Here is a 19,388-nt window from a genome sequence, read left to right on the forward strand (position 1 = left end):
GCCCTGTCTCGTTTCAGCAATGACGTTAGTGCGCCGCGTTTGCAGCAGCCACACCGTCGAGTTCGGTGATGACATCATCCGACAGAACGAGATCAGCGGCTTTAAGGTTCTCGTGCAGATGAGCGACGGATGACGTGCCTGGGATCAGCAGGAGGTTGGGGCTGCGGCGCAACAGCCAGGCAAGGGCGACCTGCATCGGCGTTGCCTCAAGACGTGCCGCGACATCCGACAGGGTCGAAGACTGAAGCGGGCTGAACCCGCCCAGCGGGAAGAAGGGCACATAGGCAATGCCATCCTTCGCCAAGCCGTCGATCAGCGCGTCGTCCTGGCGATGGGCCAGATTGTACATGTTCTGAACGCAGACGATATCAGCGATCTTTCGACCCTCCTCAACCTGTGCCGCTGTGACGTTGCTGAGACCGATGTGACGCACCAGACCTTGTCGTTGCAACTCGGCAAGCGGCGTCAGCAAGGGCTCGATGGAACCTTCTGCCGGTCCATGCACGTCGAACATGATCCGCAGATTGACCACATCCATAACGTCGAGACCAAGGTTGCGCAGATTGTCATGGACGGCATTGGTCAACTCTTCCGGAGAGGACGCCAAGTTCCAGGATTTGTCTTCACCACGCTTGGCACCGATTTTCGTGACGATGACGAGATCGTCCGCATAGGGATGCAGAGCCTCGCGGATCAGCTGGTTGGTGATGTGGGGACCGTAGAAATCGCTGGTGTCGATGTGGTTCACACCGGCTTCAATGGCGGCGCGCAGAACGGCGACTGCGCCGTCATGGTCCTTCGGCGGGCCAAACACGCCGGGACCGGCCAATTGCATGGCACCGTAACCGAGGCGTTTAACTGTGTGGTCGCCGAGCTTGAATGATCCGGCCTTGTCGATATCAGTCATGATCGTTCTCCTGATGTTGGAGAGAAGATAGGCCCTGTCGATATCCAAGGGAATACGATACAATCCGGACAGGCCGTGCGGGAATACGAACAATGAAGACCGATCTTGATGATCTCAACGCTTTTGTCGCGGTGGCACGCGCAGGTGGATTTCGTGAGGCGGCACGGATTCGAGGCAGCAGCGCTTCTGGCCTCAGCGAAGCGGTGCGCCGTCTGGAAACAGGGCTCGGTGTTCGCCTGCTGAACCGAACAACGCGCAGCGTCTCACCGACAGAAGCCGGTCAAGGGCTTCTTGCCCGGTTGGCACCGGCGCTGATCGAAGTCGAGGCAGCGCTGGATGTCGTCAACGGCTTTCGCGACAAGCCCGCTGGCACACTTCGGCTTAACGTGCCGGTCAGCGCAGCGAGGCTGGTCTTACCCGATCTGGTGCCGCAGTTTCTTGCCGCCTATCCCGACATCAACCTTGAGGTCGTCACCGACGAAAGCTTCATCGATATCCTGGCCGCAGGCTGCGATGCAGGCATTCGCTATGACGAACGCCTGCAGCAGGACATGATTGCCGTACCGATAGGCCCACGCATTCAACGTTTCGCCACCGCCGCCTCGCCCGCTTATCTCGAGAAATTTGGCCGCCCCGACCATCCCCGCGACCTGCTGAACCATGCCTGTATCAGAGGCCGTTTTGCCAGTGGTGTCATCCCGCCATGGGAATTTGAGCGCGATGGCGAAGTCCTGTTGATCGAGGCCGACGGGCCGTTAATCGTCAGGATCGGCGGCGCAACGGATCTCGCCGTCGATGCGGCCATCGCGGGTTCCGGTATCATCATGCTCTTCGAAGACTGGCTGCGGCCCTATTTCGACAACGGCGCGCTGGTGCCGGTGCTGGAACCGTGGTGGCAAAGTTTCTCCGGTCCGTTTCTCTATTACCCCGGCAGACGGCTGGTTCCAGCGCCGCTCAGGGCCTTCATCGACTTTGTGAAAACCGCCAATGCGGGCAAAATTTAACGGCCAGATGCCGGCTCATCTACCGAATGAAACTTGGGATTCCGTTTCTCCGCTGGTTTCCATAAGTCGTTGAACCGCCTGCATATCCTCTCGAAACCGCCGAACCTCTTCTGTCTTCTTCTGCTCGTCAGGAATGCGCNAAAGATACGATGGATGAACGGTCGCAAACAGCATCTTACCGCCGTCCATCGGTATTGGCATGCTGCGCACATCCGACAATTTTTCCTTCATGCCCGTCAGAGCAAACAAAGCCGTCATCCCCATGGCTACGATGAGCTTCGGCTGGATCAGATCGATCTCGCGCGTCAACCANCAGCGGCAACGCTGGACCTCGCCGGCATCCGGCCGTTGGTGAATGCGCTTCTTGCCGCGCGCCTCATATTTGAAATGTTTGACCGCATTGGTGACATAGAGTGCCTTGCGATCCATGCCGGTATCACCCAGCACCTGATCGAAAACCTTGCCCGCCGGACCGACGAAGGGACGACCGGCTAAATCCTCAAAGTCACCCGGTTGCTCGCCAACGACCATGACGTCGGCATTGGCTGGCCCCTCGCCGAAAACAGTCTGCGTTGCCTTGCAGTGCAAGGGACACAGCGTGCAGCTTTGCGCCTCATGTTTCAACCCTTCCAGCGTATCAGCATCGGGAAGAACAGGAACTGGCCTGCTGTCTGCCGCCGCTTGAAGCCGATGGTGAAACAATTGCGGCTCGGTTGCAGCCTTGGCACCCATTTCCAGCACACGTCTCTCGGCGTTCAAGATAAGGTCTGGAATGAGGTCCGCCTCGGGTAAATTCTTCCAATATTTCTTTGGCATTTCTGCCGTCATCGCCTTAATCTTCAGCCGTGCAGGATTGAAAATATTGGCATAATAGGTGCGCCAAAGCTCATCTGTTTCATCTGAAAGATCAGGCTTTTCCGCCGCCATCCTCGACGTCTGCATCGTTTCACCGTCCCAGCGCGCGGAGCCCTTCGGAGTGACGATCAACCAGTCCATATCGGTAAAACGTCGCTGGAAAAACGCTGCCTTGCGTTCCACGATGAAGTGGTCAGGCTCGAACCATGCAATGAAACGCCGTCGCCCAATCGTATCTGGCGGTAAGGGTACTTCCTTGAAACGCACGAAGGCCGTCATCTTGTGACTGTCGCGGCGAACGGATTTTTCCATCTTTCGCGCTTCCGCCACATCGGGGTCCGACTTGAACTCCAGCAGCGCTCTGTCCTTCCCCAAACACCACAACAAGCGGTATAGCAGCGCGAAGCGTGTCGGGTCACTGTGACAGATAATCGTTTGCGCAAACGGCATGAAGGCGGCGGGCACGTTCACGCTCGCGGCCCCATCGATCTGCGGTAAGCGATTTCCCTCTTCAAACCCGAAGAGACCCGTTTCCTCGCCTTGAAACTGCCACTCGATCTCATGAGGAGCGACATTGGCCGACAGGAAGGCACGGGCAGCATCCCGCCATTCGGTAAAATNCCCCCGCCCCTCCAGTGAGACCTTATACATTACAGCAACGACAATTGTTCAGGCTGCGGCGCAAACATGTCGCGTAAATCAGGCCGCTCCGTCAATTTCCCCGGCGTCCATCCGCCTGCGACGACGAAGGCTTTGACCTTTTTCAGGGAGACGCCAAAGCGGGCAATATCTTCCAGTCGCAATTGCCGAAACCGGCGCGACGACAGAATCGATTTCACCGTCTTCGTGCCAAAACCCGGTACGCGCAGCAAAGTCTCGCGGTCCGCCTTGTTCACATCCACAGGAAACTGCTGCCGGTTGGCCAGTGCCCATGCAAGCTTCGGGTCGATATCGAGATCCAGCATGCCATCCTTCTGCGTGGATGCGATTTCATCGATATCGAAGCCATAGAATCGATATAGCCAATCGGCCTGATACAGTCGATGCTCACGCATCAACGGCGGCTTGATCAAAGGCAGGTTCTTTGACGAGTCCGGGATGGGACTAAACGCCGAATAATAGACGCGCCGCAAACCATAGCTACCGTAAAGACGCGCGCTGGTATTCAAGATGGTGGTGTCATTGGCACCATCGGCCCCGACGATCATCTGGGTACTTTGACCAGCCGGTGCAAATTTTCGAACCCGCTTCGTCTGCAAGGTCGGCTCGCCCGCCTCCTCGATCTTCAGGCGGATATCGGCCATCGACTTGCGGATATTGATCGGGTGCTTTTCCGGCGCAAATTGTCCGATACCGCTATCTGTCGGCAACTCTATGTTGATCGATAGACGGTCGGCATAAAGCCCGGCTTCCTCCACCAGACGAGCAGACGCTTCGGGGATAGATTTGAGATGAATGTAACCTCGAAAGCCGTGCGTTACCCGCAGTTCTCTCGCCACCCGCACCAGTTCTTCCATGGTGTGATCGGACGAGCGAATGATGCCGGATGACAGGAACAGCCCTTCGATGTAATTGCGCCGGTAAAACTCCAGCGTTAGCCAAACCACTTCTTCCACCGTGAAACGCGCCCGCTCTACATTGCTGGAGGAACGGTTGATACAGTAGGCGCAGTCGTAAATGCAGAAGTTGGTCAGCAGTATCTTGAGAAGTGAAATGCAACGCCCATCCGGCGCATAGGCGTGACAAATGCCCGATCCTTCCGTCGACCCCAAACCTCCCGACGCAGACGAATTACGCTTCGTCGTGCCGCTGGAGGCGCACGAGGCGTCATATTTCGCCGCATCGGAAAGGACCGCCAACCGCTCTTTTATTGACTTTTTCATACAATGTTCACTATATGTTCTTGATCAACTCGTCAATATTAGAGTAGTTATGGCGAACGGTTTTTTACGGTGGAGTGACGGTTTCAAATTATCTGGCAATTTGTTGCGGTCTTCTGATATAGTCCCTCAAATTGTGATTTTGACATGGTTCCGTAGTTTTGCTCCGGAACCTGTTTCTTTTTGTGTCTGCGGGTGCCGCGGGTTGAATGCGAAGGAAGNAAAAATGGTAGAAAAAGTACCAATGACTCAGGGCGGATTCGTCAAGTTGCAGGAAGAACTGCGCTTTCGTCAGCAGGAAGAGCGTCCACGGATTATCGAGGCGATTGCAGAAGCGCGCGCCCATGGCGATCTTTCCGAAAATGCCGAATACCATGCCGCCAAGGAAGCGCAGAGCCACAATGAAGGCCGCGTTGCCGAGCTTGAAGATCTGACAGCGCGCGCCGAGGTCATCGACCTCTCGAAGATGTCTGGCACGACAATCAAATTCGGTGCCACGATCAAGCTTGTGGATGAGGATTCCAACGAGCAGAAGACCTATCAGATCGTTGGCGACCAGGAAGCCGACGTGAAGCAGGGCCGTATCTCCATCTCCTCGCCTATCGCGCGTGCGCTGATCGGCAAGGAAGTAGGCGACAGCATCGAGGTGCATGCACCCGGCGGCTCACGCGGATACGAAATCCTCTCCATCAACTGGGGCTGATCGAAAGCTCCCTNCCCCGAGAATCCGATTTTGCCTTACATTGACTTGGCTAACGTCCGGGTGCTTGCGCCGAATTTCAAGCGCAGGCTTTCCGGCGTAACATCCACCATTATTCAGCTTCTGCCCGTGCAAAACAGGCAGGGGCAAGATGTGGCGGCCATCGGGCCGGGTTTGCCCGACAGCCTGCCACATATTCGCTTTCGCGATCTGTGGCAGCTTTGGAAACCGGGGCCGGATCAAAAGCCGCGCGTGTGGCATGCGCGGCGCAACATCGAGATGCTGCCGGGCATCGTCATGCGCGACATCTTGCGCATGAAGTTGAAACTGGCCTTCACATCCGCTTCGCAACGCAAGCACACCGGCTGGACGAAGTTCCTGATTTCCCGCATGGATGCGGTTATCGCCACCAACGGCAAGACTGCGACCTATCTGGACGTGCCGAGCACCGTCATCATGCATGGCATCGATACGGAACGCTTTTCGCCTGCCGCCGATAAGGCCACGTTGAAACGGCTCCTCGGTCTGGATGCTCATCAAAAACATGCCGGTTGCTTCGGCAGGGTGCGCCACCAGAAAGGCACCGACCTGTTTGTCAACACCATGATTGCCGTGTTGCCGCAACGACCCGAATGGTCTGCCATCATTGCAGGACGCGCCACCGGTCCGCATGTGGAGTTTGAAAACAGCCTGAAGGAAAAAGTCCGGGCGGCCGGTCTTGGAGACCGCATCCTCTTCGTTGGTGAACATACCAACATCAACGACTGGTACCGCACCCTCGATCTTTTCGTCGCCCCACAACGCTGGGAAGGCTTCGGCCTGACGCCGCTGGAAGCCATGGCAACCGGCGTGCCGGTTGTCGCAACCGATGTCGGCGCGTTTCCGGAACTGATTGTGGAGCCTCAAACCGGCGAGGTTATCAGTCGGAACGACCTCGACGCGATGGTTCGCACTGTTGCGGTGTGGATGGAAGACGACACGAAACGCGATCATGCAAGCGGTCTTGCTCGCTCACATGTCACGGAAAACTTCACCATCAACGGTGAAGCCGAAAATATCGGCAAGGTCTACGCGGCGCTCACGGCTTCCGCTTGAACAGATCAATGTAAGCGCTGGCCACGGCCTCTTCAGAGAACTGCCCGACCAGCGTGGCGCGACCGTTTTCGCCGAGCCTTGCCGAAAGAGCGGGATCAGCAATCAACTGTTTGATGGCGCGGGTATATCCGGCAACATCGTCGATATCCACAAGCAGTCCGTTTTCACCGTCACGCATGAACCACGATGGCCCCTCAGAACGCGACGAGATAACGGCACGGNTTTGCGCCCATGCCTCGAAGATCACATTGCCAAGCGGCTCGTGACTGGACGGCATGACNAAAATATCGGCTGCAGCGACGTAAGGCCGCGTATCCTTTTGCCAGCCGAGGAAGCGTACCCTTTGTTCCATCTTGTGCTCACGGGTGACGGCCTCAAGCGCTTCGCGCTCCTCGCCATCACCGACAATCCAGAGATAGGCATCGGGCACAGCCGCAACGGCCTCGATGAGAAGATGGAAACGCTTGCGCTTTACGAAGCGCCCCATCGTTACAACCAGCGGCACACCCTCTGGAGTGTTGACGGAAGCCCGCGACACTGGCGCGACTGTCGTTGTGTCGGTGAAGTTGGAGATCACCTCCACACCGCGCGTCCAGCCAAGTTTACGCACATGGTCGCCGATACCCGGCGTGTTGCACACCAGAATATCCGTGTTCTTGAAATAGCCGAGATGAGTTGGGTAGTCGCCGAGCCGCGACAGTTTGATGCCACCTTTATAGTCCGGCATCAGACGCGCGCCGCGCGTCGACCAGGAGATGATCGCATCCGCCTTATCCCGTTTGGCAATCGACAGAACTTTCATTGGAAGCAGGATGCGGTCGATCGACAGGTTACGGAAGTTGCTCTGGATGACCTTCGCGTGAACTTCGACATCTTCGCGCCAACGGCGATTCCAACGCATGACAGCCGTCTGCTCCACGCCACGCCGCGCCAAAGCGCCAACGAGATGCACGAAGAACTTTTCCGCGCCGCCGTCCTTGCCGAAAATATACTGATGAACCCGCATACGTCTTTATCCTGAACTTCGCCTCTGGCAATTCTATATACCGCAAACCAGCATTTGCAGGCATTCCGGTCTTTATGTTCCGGTTACCGGATCGGTGCAAGGGGGAAAGCGGGCATTCCGAAATTCTTGCGCCCCACATTGTGGCCGCATGAAACCGCTTGTTCTGGAAGGCTCAGCCGGGATATTGGGAAGACGGCGACATCACGTTCGCATATCTGACAAGACAGGATACGAAGCCCGACATGCAGTCTCTTGGAATTTTCGTCATCAATCTGGACGGCAGCCACGACCGCCTTGCATCGATAAGCGACAAACTCGCCGCATTCGGCATTTCGTTCGAGCGGGTATCCGCCGTTGACGGACGTCCACTCGATCTGTCCACGGTCGGCGACTACAATGCCGAGCGCGCCGAGCGGTATATGGGCCGCAGCCTCGTCGGTGGCGAAATCGGTTGTTATTACAGCCACCTCAAGGTAGCGAAACAGTTTCTTCAATCCGAGGCCAACTACGCACTCGTTCTGGAGGACGACGCCCTGCCGCTCTGCAATCCGGTCGCATTGCTGGAACAGGCATTGCCGGAGCTGGAAGCGGTCGATCCCAGATGGCGCCTGATAAACATCGGCAACAACAAGCTGAAGATCGCCACACCCATTGCGAACTACAACGTTGACGGTCACGCGTGCCAACTGGTCGCTGCTCATTACTTCCCGATGACGACGAGCGCAATCGTCTGGTCGCGCGAAGGCGCGCGGCTTTTCGTTGAAGAACACCGCGAGATTTTTGCGCCTGTGGACAATTACCTCCGCTACTGGCTGACCCGCACGGGACACGGATACTCATTCTGGCCGGCACCCGTCACCACCACGGACGCAGCAAGCCAGATTGTTGCAGGTGCTGGACAGCGGCGCAACACGCACAAGAGGCGGTGGTATTATGGCCTCGCCAAGCAATACCGGCTTCTCATGGACAAGTTTATTGCCAGCAGGCACCAACAGAGATTCGCCAAATCACGACAATCGAAATGAGCCNAAACGGGGCAGAGATTCGCCGCCACTGCCCTCGGGTGCAAACACCTTTTAAAATCTGATGTTTANTTTGCACTCGACTTGAGATATCGCACAAGCAAATAACGTGCGCTTNAAAGAGCAGCATCCAGGGCCAATCGAGCGCAAAGTGCTTGAGGCCACATAGTGCGATAAAAGAAGGCGAATTGAATGTCTGACGAAGCGAAGGTCGCCCTCATCACTGGCGTCACAGGCCAAGACGGTGCCTATCTGGCGCAGTTGTTGCTGGATAAGGGTTACATCGTCCACGGCATCAAGCGCCGCTCCTCATCTTTTAACACCGGACGCATCGAAAACATTTACCAGGATCCGCACGAGGAGAACCCCCGCTTCTTCCTCCACTACGGCGACATGACGGATGCAACCAACCTGATCCGCATCGTGCAGGAAACCCAGCCTGACGAGATTTATAACCTTGCCGCGCAAAGCCATGTGCAGGTTTCCTTCGAGACACCGGAATACACGGCCAATGCAGATGGCATCGGCACCCTGCGATTGCTGGAAGCGATCCGCATTCTCAAGCTTGNAAAGAAGACCCGCTTCTACCAGGCATCGACATCAGAACTTTACGGTCTGGTTCAGGAAGTTCCGCAACGCGAGACCACGCCTTTCTACCCGCGCAGCCCCTATGCAGCGGCAAAGCTCTATGCTTACTGGATCGTGGTCAATTACCGCGAAGCTTACGGCCTGCATGCCTCGAACGGCATCCTGTTCAACCACGAGAGCCCCATGCGCGGCGAGACCTTCGTCACGCGCAAGATCACGCGCGCAGCAGCAGCCATCAAGCTCGGCCGTCAGGAAAAACTCTATCTCGGCAATCTCGATGCGAAACGCGACTGGGGCCACGCCAAGGAATATGTGCGTGGCATGTGGCTGATGATGCAGCAGGACAAACCGGATGACTACGTGCTGGCAACAGGTGAAACGACACCCGTGCGCCAGTTCGTGGAATGGACCTTCGAAGATGTTGGCATCAACCTGAAATGGCAGGGCGAAGGCGTCAGCGNAAAGGGCATCGATACCGCCACCGGCAAGGTTCTGGTCGAAGTCGACCCGCGCTACTTCCGCCCGACTGAAGTGGAATTGCTGATAGGCGACCCGACCAAGGCACACGAGAAACTCGGCTGGAAGCATGAGACGAGCGTGCGGGAACTGGCAAGGGAAATGGTGGTGGAAGACCTGCGTATCATGCAATCGGACATCGTGACGAAGGGCGCTTGAGCATGAGCCTATACGATCTCCAGGGCAAGCGGGTCTGGGTCGCGGGCCATCGCGGCATGGTCGGCTCAGCCATCGTGCGGCGCTTGCAGCAAGAGGGTTGCGACATTCTGACGGTCGGTCGCGATGAGGTGGATTTGCGCAACCAGGCGCAGGTTTCGGCGTGGATGACAAACAACAAACCGCAAGCCGTTTTTCTGGCCGCGGCAAAAGTCGGCGGCATTCTGGCCAATGACACCCGCCCGGCAGAATTTCTCTATGAGAACCTGATGATCGAAGCCAACATCATCGAGGCCTCCTACCGCGCCGAAGTGGAAAAACTCCTTTTCCTTGGTTCTTCCTGCATCTACCCGAAATTCGCAGACCAGCCGATCACCGAAGACGCCCTGCTCACCGGCGCGCTGGAACCGACGAATGAATGGTATGCCATCGCCAAGATCGCTGGCATCAAGCTGACACAGGCGTATCGCAAACAATACGGATGCGACTTCATCTCCGCCATGCCCACAAACCTCTACGGCCCCGGCGACAATTTCGACCTGACCTCCAGCCACGTCCTTCCCGCGCTCATCCGCAAGGCGCATGAGGCAAAGACGCGCGGCGACAAGGACATGACCATCTGGGGCACCGGCACCCCCCGCCGCGAATTCCTCCACGCCGACGACTGCGCCGATGCGCTGGTCTTCCTGATGAAGAACTACTCCGACGAAAGCCACGTGAACGTCGGCAGCGGCGAAGACATCTCCATCCTTGACCTCACAAAACTCATTTGTGAAATTGTCGGCTTCGAGGGCGAAATCAAGCATGATCTCAGCAAGCCTGATGGAACGCCTAGGAAGCTGATGAGTGCGGAAAAGTTGAGGACGATGGGGTGGGAGCCGAAGATCGGCTTATCCGAAGGCGTTAATGCGACTTACAGAATATCTAGAGTCGACCATCTCACGAACTAACAAACAAATCTCGCGTAAAAGTCACGCGTCGTTTATATCGAAGGTGCCTCATGCTTATCAAAGCGGGATTTATTTCGTCCTCTTCGGAGTGGCACTGGGAGCGACAGTTTCCTGATAACATCACAGTTTGGAACGGCGTAGAATTCATCTTCTCAGGCGATTTTCATGATTGTGATGTCCTGNTTGTTTACGACGCTATACCGCTCGATATGGTTGGGAAAATACGTGCCAACCGAAGCGTCTTTATTGCGTCAGAACCAGCGAGCATAAAGACGTATCATCCAGANTTTCTCAATCAATTTGACTTCATTCTCACCACGGATACCACCACCAGACATCGGAACGTTTTATTTGGACAAATAGGATCTCCTTGGCATATCGGGGCTTGGGATAATAACGGGCATCTTTTATCGACTCCGGTGAACTACAGAAATTTTGAGACACTAAGCTCTCCGAAAACGAAATCGATATCAGTCGTGTCCTCTAACAAAGCTCGAACAGAAGGGCATAGAGCCAGACTGGAATTTGTTCAGAAGCTCAAATCATACTTCGGGACCGAAATTGATGTATTTGGTCGGAACATAAACGGTTTTGGAGATAAATCTGAAGTTCTGAATGATTATCGATATCATATTGCAATAGAGAATAGCTGCTATCCAGACTACTGGACAGAAAAACTCGCCGATCCGTATCTTTCTTTGACCTACCCTATCTATTATGGATGCCCCAATATCACGGATTANTTTTCNAAAGAATCGTTGGCACCAATCGATATTGCCAATCCCGAGAATGCAATCGTCATTATTCGCGATCTGATTGAATCGGATCGAGCGGAGGCTGCACGCCCCCACCTCGAAGAATCCCGTAGACGTGNTTTGAATGAATATAATTTGTTCTCGATCCTCTCTGACCTAGCGACGGATATTGTNAAAATGGATCGAAGCATGAACGATCTGGAAGCAGAAAAGTACTTCTCGCGTTGGAAGTATCGCCTGAAGAGGAAGTCGATAAAAAATTTAAACCTTCTTTCAAAATTGCTTTTAAAAAACGTCCAATTCCTCGTTAAATAACGCCNAAAACAACATACAGCGTTGCGCAGAAAAGGTAGAAAATGGGCCTCCTTCGAGAACTCAAGAAAATGGCCAGAGTGTGCGGTATAGATACCAACAAGCTGTATAATTATCGTTTTATGAGGCGCTACCTGGCTGACAAGAAAAAATGGCTCGAACAAGGGGGCAAAATCGATAAACTTCGCATGGTGCTCGAAGATTTCTCTGACAGTGCGGGCGTCGTTAAAGGACACTATTTCCATCAAGATCTTCTGGTTGCCAGTTACGTTCATGCAGCCAGTCCAGTGCGCCATATCGACGTTGGCTCCAGAATCGATGGTTTTGTTGCGCATGTCGCGTCGTTCAGAGAAATTGAAGTCTTGGACGTAAGGCCACTACAACCGACTTCACATAAAAACATTGTGTTTCGGCAGGCAGATTTAATGCGCGATGCAGGTGAGGAAATCACGGATTCGCTCTCTTGCCTGCATGCAATCGAACATTTCGGCTTAGGGCGCTATGGTGATCCAATTGATGTGACGGGGCATGAAAGAGGTATTTCCAATCTGGTTAGAATGCTNAAAAATAATGGAATCCTCTATATCAGTTTTCCAATTGGTAGAACCGATCAGGTTCATTTCAACGCCCATCGCGTATTTCACGCTACGAGCGTGCTTAATCACGACAGTATAAAGTTAAACATGACACTAGAACGTTTTGATTACGTAGATGATTTGGGTAATCTGAAATTAAGAGAACCTGTGGACGGCGATGCCACGAAAGTAAGGTATGGATGCGGAATATACACTTTTAGAAAGACCAATTCACAAGCCCCGGCCTAGCACAGAATTCCTCATTTTGTGCTATTTCGGTAAATCAACCGGTGTGGTTTCCGGTAGTCCCTGGCGGCGTAGCGTCCCGNCCCACGTATAGTTCCAGCGTCGTTTTATGACAGTAAGCAGCTTTCCTTTGAAGTATAANTTTTTTGAGGTTAACTTCCCAAGGGCTTCTATAACCGCTTTGGCCTCGCAAGGCATGATGTGAACACCATCGTCGGAATACTTCCTTCTCAACACCCCATTTTTANTTTTATATTTTAATGGCATGCGTNAAAAATGCAGCCCTGATGTCCGACACAACCGATCCAAGCCATCACTCAGCAGGCTGTGCAAATGGACGCGCTCAGCAATACTTCCTCTAAAGGGAAGCTCGACATTCGGTCTCCGGTCAGTCGGAAATGGCGGCTGTGCGATAACAACTTTGATTTGGGGTTGGTCTCTTTGAAGTAAGATTAGCTTGGATATGAACCTTGCAGCTAATTCTTCTGCAACATCTTCGATCGGTCTTTTTGAAGTTTCCGATATCGGAATCAGGTGGCATCTGATATCAATTTCGCCAACCATGAATAAAGCAACGTCTCCATCTTCGAAACGCGACACCAGCTGACCAACAAATGCTATTCCATCACGTGCCAGTCGATGCATGGTGATCGGCCCGAGCCAGTGTATTTTAGCTTCCGCTAGACACTCGAAACAATATGCGGAGTGACTATCGCCAAAGACGTAGACTGTTATAGCGTCATCCCTTCAAAAAATAATCAAACTCAGCAACATCAGCAAACGGGCAAGATGTTACGTCGTCAATCTTTCCCAGCCCGCTGGCACCAAATCCGGATTACTATGCGCCTCTGACCGAAACCACATCGCTGGCGCAATAACACGCTTGTCCGCATTCGAATTAAGCCACGCCCCCCACCAACTGAATGTGCTGTTGGCAATGATATGGGAGTGGCATGCTGCCATGAGGTGCATGTCTTCTCCGTCTCGACCATCTGATTGAGGCTCGACAAATATCATTGCACCGATCGTCGTCAAATTTTCCCGTGCCCATTGCGGGTCGTCGGAAAAAACAAAGAAGGTAGCGTCCTTTATTGTTGATGCCATATTCTGCATCGCTTTTGCATACCATTCTGGTTCGCAGGTGCCGTGAATAGAGTTGGCCGTCGGGTTTGTGACGTAATCGCCGCGTCTGACGTGGACGGATATCGGAGACTGCGCCTCTTCAATCATTGTCAGTGTCCTTTGGCGCTCGACGCTGAAAGGTTGCTTCAAGGAAAAATCCTCGCGGATAATATCCGCATAATCTGCAAAGTATTTTTCCGTCTGCCAGTATCCAGAGAGATGCGCGGGGCCGCTGGTTCTCAAGATCGCTGGATCAAACTGCGCCGATTTTTCCACCAGTTGCGGAACGCGCCCTCGGTTTTTCACGGATGTCACGATCCGACCGAAAATGCTGTTGCGTTGTCTGGCGGGGACTTCATCTAAACGTGCGATATCACCCTTGATGTTGAATTGGTCAAGTTGCAGCGCGCGAAGCTTATATCGATCCATTTCCGTCAGATCGAGCTTCAACGGCTGTCCGCTGGCAAGCGACAGAGCGCGACCGGCCGCGTATTGAAACATCTGATTGCCAAGGCCGCCAACAATACGGGTAATGATCACAGGTCACTCTTTTGGTTTGTTATCACACGCATCTGCTCAGCCGTTCCATCGTCCCAGATATCGTACATTGGAGATAAATCGACCGATATCGTCTCCTGCACGATACAAGGCGCGCAGNTTTCGNAAACGTCTGGANTTTTTATCCCGCTGAGCGCCCTGCCATATTTCCGATTGATCCGGCGCTTCCGCCGCATGGGTGACTGGCCATGGCGAAAACCCGTAGCAATTGACGTGGTGCGTCCAAAACCGATCCAGATGGCAGTCCACAGGTTCGAACCAGACTCGAGCGGAATCTATCAGCTTTCTCGCAGCATCCGGGGAGATCGCATAACACGACGTCCCATGTGGGCCAATCTTCAGGCGAATAATGTCGAGACCATCTGCGACAGCCTCGATCCGGGTCCAAGGACGCACCTTGTGTCCGGAGAACCGCAGGAGCCCATATTTCCCGATATTCTCTACGGCTGCGTGATAGGCACTGAGGAAGGTGTCGTTCAATTCTATATCGTCTTCAAAAATCAGAAGCGATCGGTTTTCAGTGACACAACGTTCCCAAAGCAGGTAATGGCTCGCGTAACATCCCAGTTCACCGGGGGTCAGCGTAAACCCACGACGGATCTCTGCCATACGCGGATCAAATCGATCAAACAGGGGATGCTTGCCTGCTTTTCCATCCACCGCTTCGAAGAAACTATAGGACAACCCAAGCGGGTCCAAAAGCGCCATCATAGCTGTTCTGCGCTCGAGCGAGCGCGCCAGATTTACAACGACTATATCAAGCTGTCCCATTATATACTTCTGTCAAAGTTGCGACGATTCCGATTGCACATAAACTATTCCGCTACTCGCTCACCCAAGAACTCGCAGCATTGGTAATCTTTTTCTGAATACCGCGCTGGTCGCGCCAATCGCGACCGGTATCTTCTACCACAGGAATACCGGCGGGAGAAAAGATGTAGTTGTCGAAGCTGGCGATGTAGGTTTCCAACGCCTCGTTCACAGCTGAATAGAACTGCTTTTCGGGGTCAAAGGCCGGGTTCATCAATTCTGCGCTGCGGCGTGCGACCGTGCCATTGATGACGGAAGGCGACGTGGTGAATTTGGTATAGGAGCTTCGTGGCACTCTTATTCCGGCAAACTTCCAGTAGCGCTTTCCGCGGTGCAGATGTCCTCGTTTCCTGATGTCCCAGTTCTGGCTGGCGCTATGGAAAGACACTTGCTTCACGGTCTCGCTGAAGTTGGCGTGCACCCGCTCGTCCAGAGTGTCGAGAGCAATCCAGTCATCCTCCAGATGAAAGACGTAGTCGGCAGTTGTCGCCTGCCACAAACGCTTTACGGCGGCACCGAACCCTGCGGCTTCCGGTGTGAAGATGACGGGTGACGCGAAATACTGGTGCAGCAGGGCAATGCAGCGCGCTTCATCCTCATCCGTGCCAAAAATCGGATCGATATTAGCGTAGACGTTGACGACGTTGTGAAATTGGAATGCGTTCCGAGAAAAGCTTTCAAGCGTCCGCTGCAAAAGTTCAGGGCGGCGGCCTGCTACTATGGTGATGTCGAGGTTCATATTTTTTCCCGGCAAACGAAAATCAATGACTAGAACACGTAACGTCTATCGCCCAGTCGCTAAATCCCAACCAGCCCTGCCCGCTTTACCTGCCTGATCGTCAGCATCGTGCGCACGGTATCCACGTGCTCATCGGCAGTCAGCACTTCGATGACGAAGTCCTGGAACTGGGTCAGGTTTTCGGCCACGCAGTGAAGCAGGAAGTCGCTGTCGCCGGAGACCATCCATGCCTGACGCACCAAGGGCCAGCGGTCTGTGGCGGCGGCGAAGGCTTTCAGGTTGGTTTCGGACTGACGCTTCAGCCCCACCATGCAGAATGCCACGAGGTCGAAACCCAGCTTTGGCGCATTCAACATGGCGTGGTAACCTTCGATGATGCCAGCTTCCTCCAGCTTGCGAACGCGGCGCAGGCAGGGTGGCGCAGAGATGCCGACGCGGTCTGCAAGATCGACATTGGTCATTCGCCCGTCGCGCTGCAGTTCACGCAGTATTTTCAGATCGATCGCATCGAGGTCAACGCTGGCCACTCTGCTCTTCCTTGTTCAGTTTGATGCTTCCTTCTACTCTTCACGACGGGATTCGCAATAATCCTGCCGCACGGCGACACNAAATTACGTGTACACGGCCCTATGCCCTGTTGGTAATGCAAGGCTGCCCTTGAATATCGTCTCTGGACACTCTTAAATACCGGCCAGTGAAGGGGCGCATCGTGATGGAGCCAGTATGTTGGGCTCGGATGTCTGGCAGCCCCGTTTGAAAGGAACGTTCCATGTCTGCCCGCCATACCAAGGTCCTGATCATCGGCTCCGGCCCCGCTGGCTACACCGCCGCGATTTATGCNGCGCGCGCCATGCTTGAACCAGTTCTCATTGCCGGCATGGAACAGGGCGGCCAGTTGATGATCACCACCGATGTGGAAAACTATCCTGGTTACGCCGATCCAATCCAGGGGCCGTTTCTGATGGACCAGATGCTGAAGCAGGCAACGCATGTCGGCGCTGAGATCGTCAACGATCTGGTGACGGACGTCGAAACAACGCGTCGTCCCTTTACGGTAAAGACCGACTCCGGCGCGGTCTGGACCGCAGACACGCTGATCATATGCACGGGCGCGAAAGCGAAGTGGCTGGGCATCGAGAGCGAGCAGCAGTTTCAGGGTTTCGGCGTTTCCGCCTGCGCCACCTGCGATGGTTTCTTCTATCGCAACAGGGACGTGATCGTCGTTGGTGGCGGCAACTCGGCCGTGGAAGAAGCGCTCTACCTGTCCAACATCGCCAAGTCGGTCACGGTCGTGCATCGTCGCGACAGCTTCCGGTCCGAGAAAATCCTTCAGGAACGCATTTTCGCGAAGGAAAATGTGAATATTGTCTGGAACAGCGAAATTGCCGAGATTACCGGTACGCCTGCCAAACACCCCATGCCGCCGTCGGTAACCGGCGCAAAAATCCGCAATACGAATACCGGTGAAATTACAGATATGCCGATCCACGGTGTATTTGTGGCCATTGGTCATGCGCCAGCGGTGGAGCTGTTTAAAGACAAGGTAAAGTTGAAGCCGAACGGCTATATGTGGACTGCACCCGATTCGACGGCGACCGATGTCGAGGGAATATTTGCGGCAGGCGACGTGACAGATGATACATACCGGCAGGCCATCACCGCTGCTGGCATGGGCTGCATGGCCGCGCTTGAGGTGGAACGTTTTCTCGCAGCGCAAGCCCCGCTTGCCATTGCCGCTGAATAAGAAGGGCTAAACACCGCATGCCTATGCCATTGGACTGGGACAAACTGCGCATATTCCATGCGGCTGCCGAAGCTGGCTCCTTCACCCACGCGGCAGACAAGCTGCATTTGTCCCAGTCGGCCATCAGCCGTCAGGTCAGCGCACTGGAACAGGATGTCGGTGTGAAGCTGTTTCACCGCCACGCGCGCGGCCTTATTCTGACGGAACAGGGTGAATTGCTATATAGAACCGCGCATGACGTTCTGTTGAAGCTCGAAACCGTCAAGATGCAACTGACGGAAACGACGGAAAAGCCAAGCGGCAAGCTGCGCGTCACCACCACGGTCGGCCTCGGCCAAGGGTGGCTGACGGACAAGGTGCAGGAGTTCCTCCAGCTTTACCCTGATATGTCGATCCAGCTTATTCTCGACAATGAAGAAATCGACGTGAACATGCGGCATGCGGATTGCGCCATCCGTCTGCGCCAGCCGCAACAATCTGATCTCATCCAGCGCAAGCTGTTCACCGTGCATATGCACGTCTATGCGGCCCCGTCCTATATCAATCGCTACGGCGAGCCACAGTCGATCGAGGATCTGGATAACCACAAGGTCATCTCGTTTGGAGAGCCGGCCCCGAATTACCTTCTCGACGTGAACTGGCTGGNAAATGCCGGACGCTCGTCCGATAACACCCGCATCGCGCATTTGCAGATCAACAGCCAGACCTCCATCAAGCGGGCCTGCCTGCTGGGAATCGGCATAGCCTGCCTGCCTGACTACATTGTTGGCCGTGATCCGGGCCTGATACAACTGTCCCTGCCCGCAGATATTCCTTCATTCGATACCTATTTTTGCTATCCGGACGAATTGAAGAATGCAGCTAAGCTGAAAGTCTTCCGCGATTTCGTAGTTGCCAAAGCTCGCAACTGGAATTTCTGACACGCTAATAGGTGTGAAGAACTGTAAAAATATTTNAAAAACAGACACTTAACAAACAGGTTGAAATCACTGTTTACGATGGTCTGCGGGCAGATTTGCGAAATAAATATAACTGTAATTCTCAGTGATGCGCCCAGCGCACGGCTGACCTGCACNAAAAAGAGTTGTTTACTGCCCNAAAAAGCAACATATCGCACATAGCTGATGCACACGGCGGCTTTTCCTCCCAGTTCCGCCGCGTCAGCTGTTCCCCTCTGGAGGNTTTTTTAACCTTCACACTTATAAGGGCCCTGGAGCAATCCGGTGGCCCTCNTTTTTTACCCGCAATATTTTTCTCGGGTCCTTACGTTTATTAAACAAAACGCCCTTGCTAAGATTGGCGCAGATTTCCATATTCAATGAAGCTGACGCGGGTGCTCCCGCACCGGTCAGCTGTTCCCCTCTGGAGGTCATGACCTTCNAAACTGTCAGGCCGCGGAGAAATCCAGCGGCCTTTTTTTNNNNCCGGGCCAAAATCAAATTTGCAGCAGCCCTTGATATCGAGNTTTATCGATATAAATATCGTTATGGACAGATATACGGAAACAACATGAACCATGAAGACGCCCTGAAGGCCATTGCTCATCCGGTGCGATTGAAATTCCTCGAATGGCTCAAAGAGCCGGACCAGCATTTCAATCAGGCGCATCCATTTACCATGGGTGTATGCGCGCACCAATTTGAAATCAGTGGCCTGTCGCAATCGACAGTCTCTTCCCACCTCGCGGCTTTGCAGGCTGCAGGATTGGTGCGGTCGCGCAAGGTTGGACAATGGAACTTCTACGAGCGCGACGAGGACAACATCGCGACGTTTCTCGCCTATCTGAACCAGAAGCTTTAGAGCATCGACCCGAAAAGTGTGAAGCGGTTTTCGGAAAACACGATGCTC

At 54.2% G+C, this 19,388-nt stretch carries 19 protein-coding genes; 11 read left to right on the forward strand and 8 right to left on the reverse strand.

All coding sequences use genetic code 11. The features are described 5' to 3' along the window. Positions 1–25: 25 nt before the first annotated feature. Positions 26–907, reverse strand: a complete 882-nt coding sequence (locus tag CUC55_RS19770; RefSeq protein WP_067645127.1) for an aldo/keto reductase family oxidoreductase — start codon at positions 905–907, stop codon at positions 26–28. Between the two features lie 92 nt (positions 908–999). Between CUC55_RS19770 and CUC55_RS19775 the strand changes: the two genes are divergently transcribed. Next, positions 1,000–1,911 carry a LysR family transcriptional regulator gene (locus CUC55_RS19775; protein WP_067645124.1) on the forward strand — a complete coding sequence of 304 codons (912 nt, stop codon included), beginning with the start codon at positions 1,000–1,002 and terminating at the stop codon, positions 1,909–1,911. Positions 1,912–1,926: 15 nt separating this feature from the next. Here the strand turns inward: CUC55_RS19775 and CUC55_RS19780 are convergent, their stop codons facing one another. Continuing rightward, a complete protein-coding gene (locus CUC55_RS19780) occupies positions 1,927–3,417 on the reverse strand; it encodes a UdgX family uracil-DNA binding protein (protein WP_103088916.1) in 1,491 nt (496 codons plus the stop codon). Then, the gene (locus tag CUC55_RS19785; protein ID WP_067645119.1) at positions 3,417–4,649 is read right to left on the reverse strand and encodes a putative DNA modification/repair radical SAM protein; all 1,233 of its coding nucleotides are present in this window, start codon (positions 4,647–4,649) and stop codon (positions 3,417–3,419) included. The genes CUC55_RS19780 and CUC55_RS19785 overlap by 1 nt, the downstream gene beginning before the upstream one ends. 223 nt (positions 4,650–4,872) lie before the next feature. On the opposite strand from CUC55_RS19785, the gene greA reads away from it, so the two are divergent. Further along, a complete protein-coding gene (gene greA / locus CUC55_RS19790) occupies positions 4,873–5,349 on the forward strand; it encodes a transcription elongation factor GreA (RefSeq protein WP_067645116.1) in 477 nt (158 codons plus the stop codon). Between the two features lie 30 nt (positions 5,350–5,379). Further along, positions 5,380–6,441 carry a glycosyltransferase family 4 protein gene (locus tag CUC55_RS19795; protein WP_173645918.1) on the forward strand — a complete coding sequence of 354 codons (1,062 nt, stop codon included), beginning with the start codon at positions 5,380–5,382 and terminating at the stop codon, positions 6,439–6,441. On the opposite strand, the gene CUC55_RS19800 is transcribed toward CUC55_RS19795, so the two are convergent. Further along, positions 6,425–7,447 carry a glycosyltransferase gene (locus CUC55_RS19800; protein WP_103088918.1) on the reverse strand — a complete coding sequence of 341 codons (1,023 nt, stop codon included), beginning with the start codon at positions 7,445–7,447 and terminating at the stop codon, positions 6,425–6,427. The genes CUC55_RS19795 and CUC55_RS19800 overlap by 17 nt on opposite strands. Before the next feature lie 242 nt (positions 7,448–7,689). On the opposite strand from CUC55_RS19800, the gene CUC55_RS19805 reads away from it, so the two are divergent. The 5 genes from CUC55_RS19805 to CUC55_RS23710 all read left to right on the forward strand — a co-directional run bounded on the left by CUC55_RS19805 (position 7,690) and on the right by CUC55_RS23710 (position 12,570). Beyond that, positions 7,690–8,472 carry a glycosyltransferase family 25 protein gene (locus CUC55_RS19805; RefSeq protein ID WP_157940982.1) on the forward strand — a complete coding sequence of 261 codons (783 nt, stop codon included), beginning with the start codon at positions 7,690–7,692 and terminating at the stop codon, positions 8,470–8,472. A 189-nt stretch (positions 8,473–8,661) separates the two neighbouring features. Further along, entirely contained in the window at positions 8,662–9,732 is a 1,071-nt protein-coding gene (gene gmd, locus CUC55_RS19810) for a GDP-mannose 4,6-dehydratase (protein ID WP_103088919.1), read from the forward strand. A gap of 2 nt (positions 9,733–9,734) precedes the next feature. Next, complete coding sequence (fcl, locus tag CUC55_RS19815) at positions 9,735–10,679, forward strand: GDP-L-fucose synthase (protein WP_067645104.1); 945 nt, start codon at positions 9,735–9,737, stop codon at positions 10,677–10,679. 209 nt (positions 10,680–10,888) lie between these two features. Beyond that, positions 10,889–11,749 carry a glycosyltransferase family 10 domain-containing protein gene (locus CUC55_RS19820; RefSeq protein WP_425352893.1) on the forward strand — a complete coding sequence of 287 codons (861 nt, stop codon included), beginning with the start codon at positions 10,889–10,891 and terminating at the stop codon, positions 11,747–11,749. A 422-nt stretch (positions 11,750–12,171) separates the two neighbouring features. Continuing rightward, the gene (locus tag CUC55_RS23710) at positions 12,172–12,570 is read left to right on the forward strand and encodes a DUF268 domain-containing protein (RefSeq protein WP_425352894.1); all 399 of its coding nucleotides are present in this window, start codon (positions 12,172–12,174) and stop codon (positions 12,568–12,570) included. A 789-nt stretch (positions 12,571–13,359) separates the two neighbouring features. Here the strand turns inward: CUC55_RS23710 and CUC55_RS19835 are convergent. From CUC55_RS19835 to CUC55_RS19850, 4 genes are all read right to left on the reverse strand, one after another. After that, the gene (locus CUC55_RS19835; protein WP_157940983.1) at positions 13,360–14,139 is read right to left on the reverse strand and encodes an alpha-1,2-fucosyltransferase; all 780 of its coding nucleotides are present in this window, start codon (positions 14,137–14,139) and stop codon (positions 13,360–13,362) included. Positions 14,140–14,265: 126 nt separating this feature from the next. Beyond that, the gene (locus tag CUC55_RS19840) at positions 14,266–15,018 is read right to left on the reverse strand and encodes a glycosyltransferase family 25 protein (protein ID WP_103088922.1); all 753 of its coding nucleotides are present in this window, start codon (positions 15,016–15,018) and stop codon (positions 14,266–14,268) included. 52 nt (positions 15,019–15,070) lie between these two features. Continuing rightward, on the reverse strand, positions 15,071–15,796 hold the full coding sequence (locus CUC55_RS19845) for a glycosyltransferase family 2 protein (RefSeq protein WP_067645086.1): 726 nt from the start codon (positions 15,794–15,796) through the stop codon (positions 15,071–15,073). 59 nt (positions 15,797–15,855) lie between these two features. Then, complete coding sequence (locus CUC55_RS19850; protein WP_067645083.1) at positions 15,856–16,323, reverse strand: Lrp/AsnC family transcriptional regulator; 468 nt, start codon at positions 16,321–16,323, stop codon at positions 15,856–15,858. A 242-nt stretch (positions 16,324–16,565) separates the two neighbouring features. Here CUC55_RS19850 and trxB point away from each other — a divergent pair, with 242 nt between their 5' ends. The 3 genes from trxB to CUC55_RS19865 all read left to right on the forward strand — a co-directional run bounded on the left by trxB (position 16,566) and on the right by CUC55_RS19865 (position 19,340). Continuing rightward, positions 16,566–17,540, forward strand: coding sequence for a thioredoxin-disulfide reductase (trxB, locus tag CUC55_RS19855; protein WP_067645080.1), 975 nt, complete (start codon positions 16,566–16,568; stop codon positions 17,538–17,540). Positions 17,541–17,563: 23 nt separating this feature from the next. Continuing rightward, a complete protein-coding gene (locus CUC55_RS19860; protein ID WP_103088923.1) occupies positions 17,564–18,460 on the forward strand; it encodes a LysR family transcriptional regulator VtlR in 897 nt (298 codons plus the stop codon). Positions 18,461–19,049: 589 nt separating this feature from the next. After that, the gene (locus CUC55_RS19865) at positions 19,050–19,340 is read left to right on the forward strand and encodes an ArsR/SmtB family transcription factor (protein WP_067645610.1); all 291 of its coding nucleotides are present in this window, start codon (positions 19,050–19,052) and stop codon (positions 19,338–19,340) included. The last annotated feature ends 48 nt before the right edge of the window (positions 19,341–19,388 follow it).

The organism is Agrobacterium bohemicum (assembly GCF_002896715.1).
GTDB lineage: Bacteria > Pseudomonadota > Alphaproteobacteria > Rhizobiales > Rhizobiaceae > Agrobacterium > Agrobacterium bohemicum.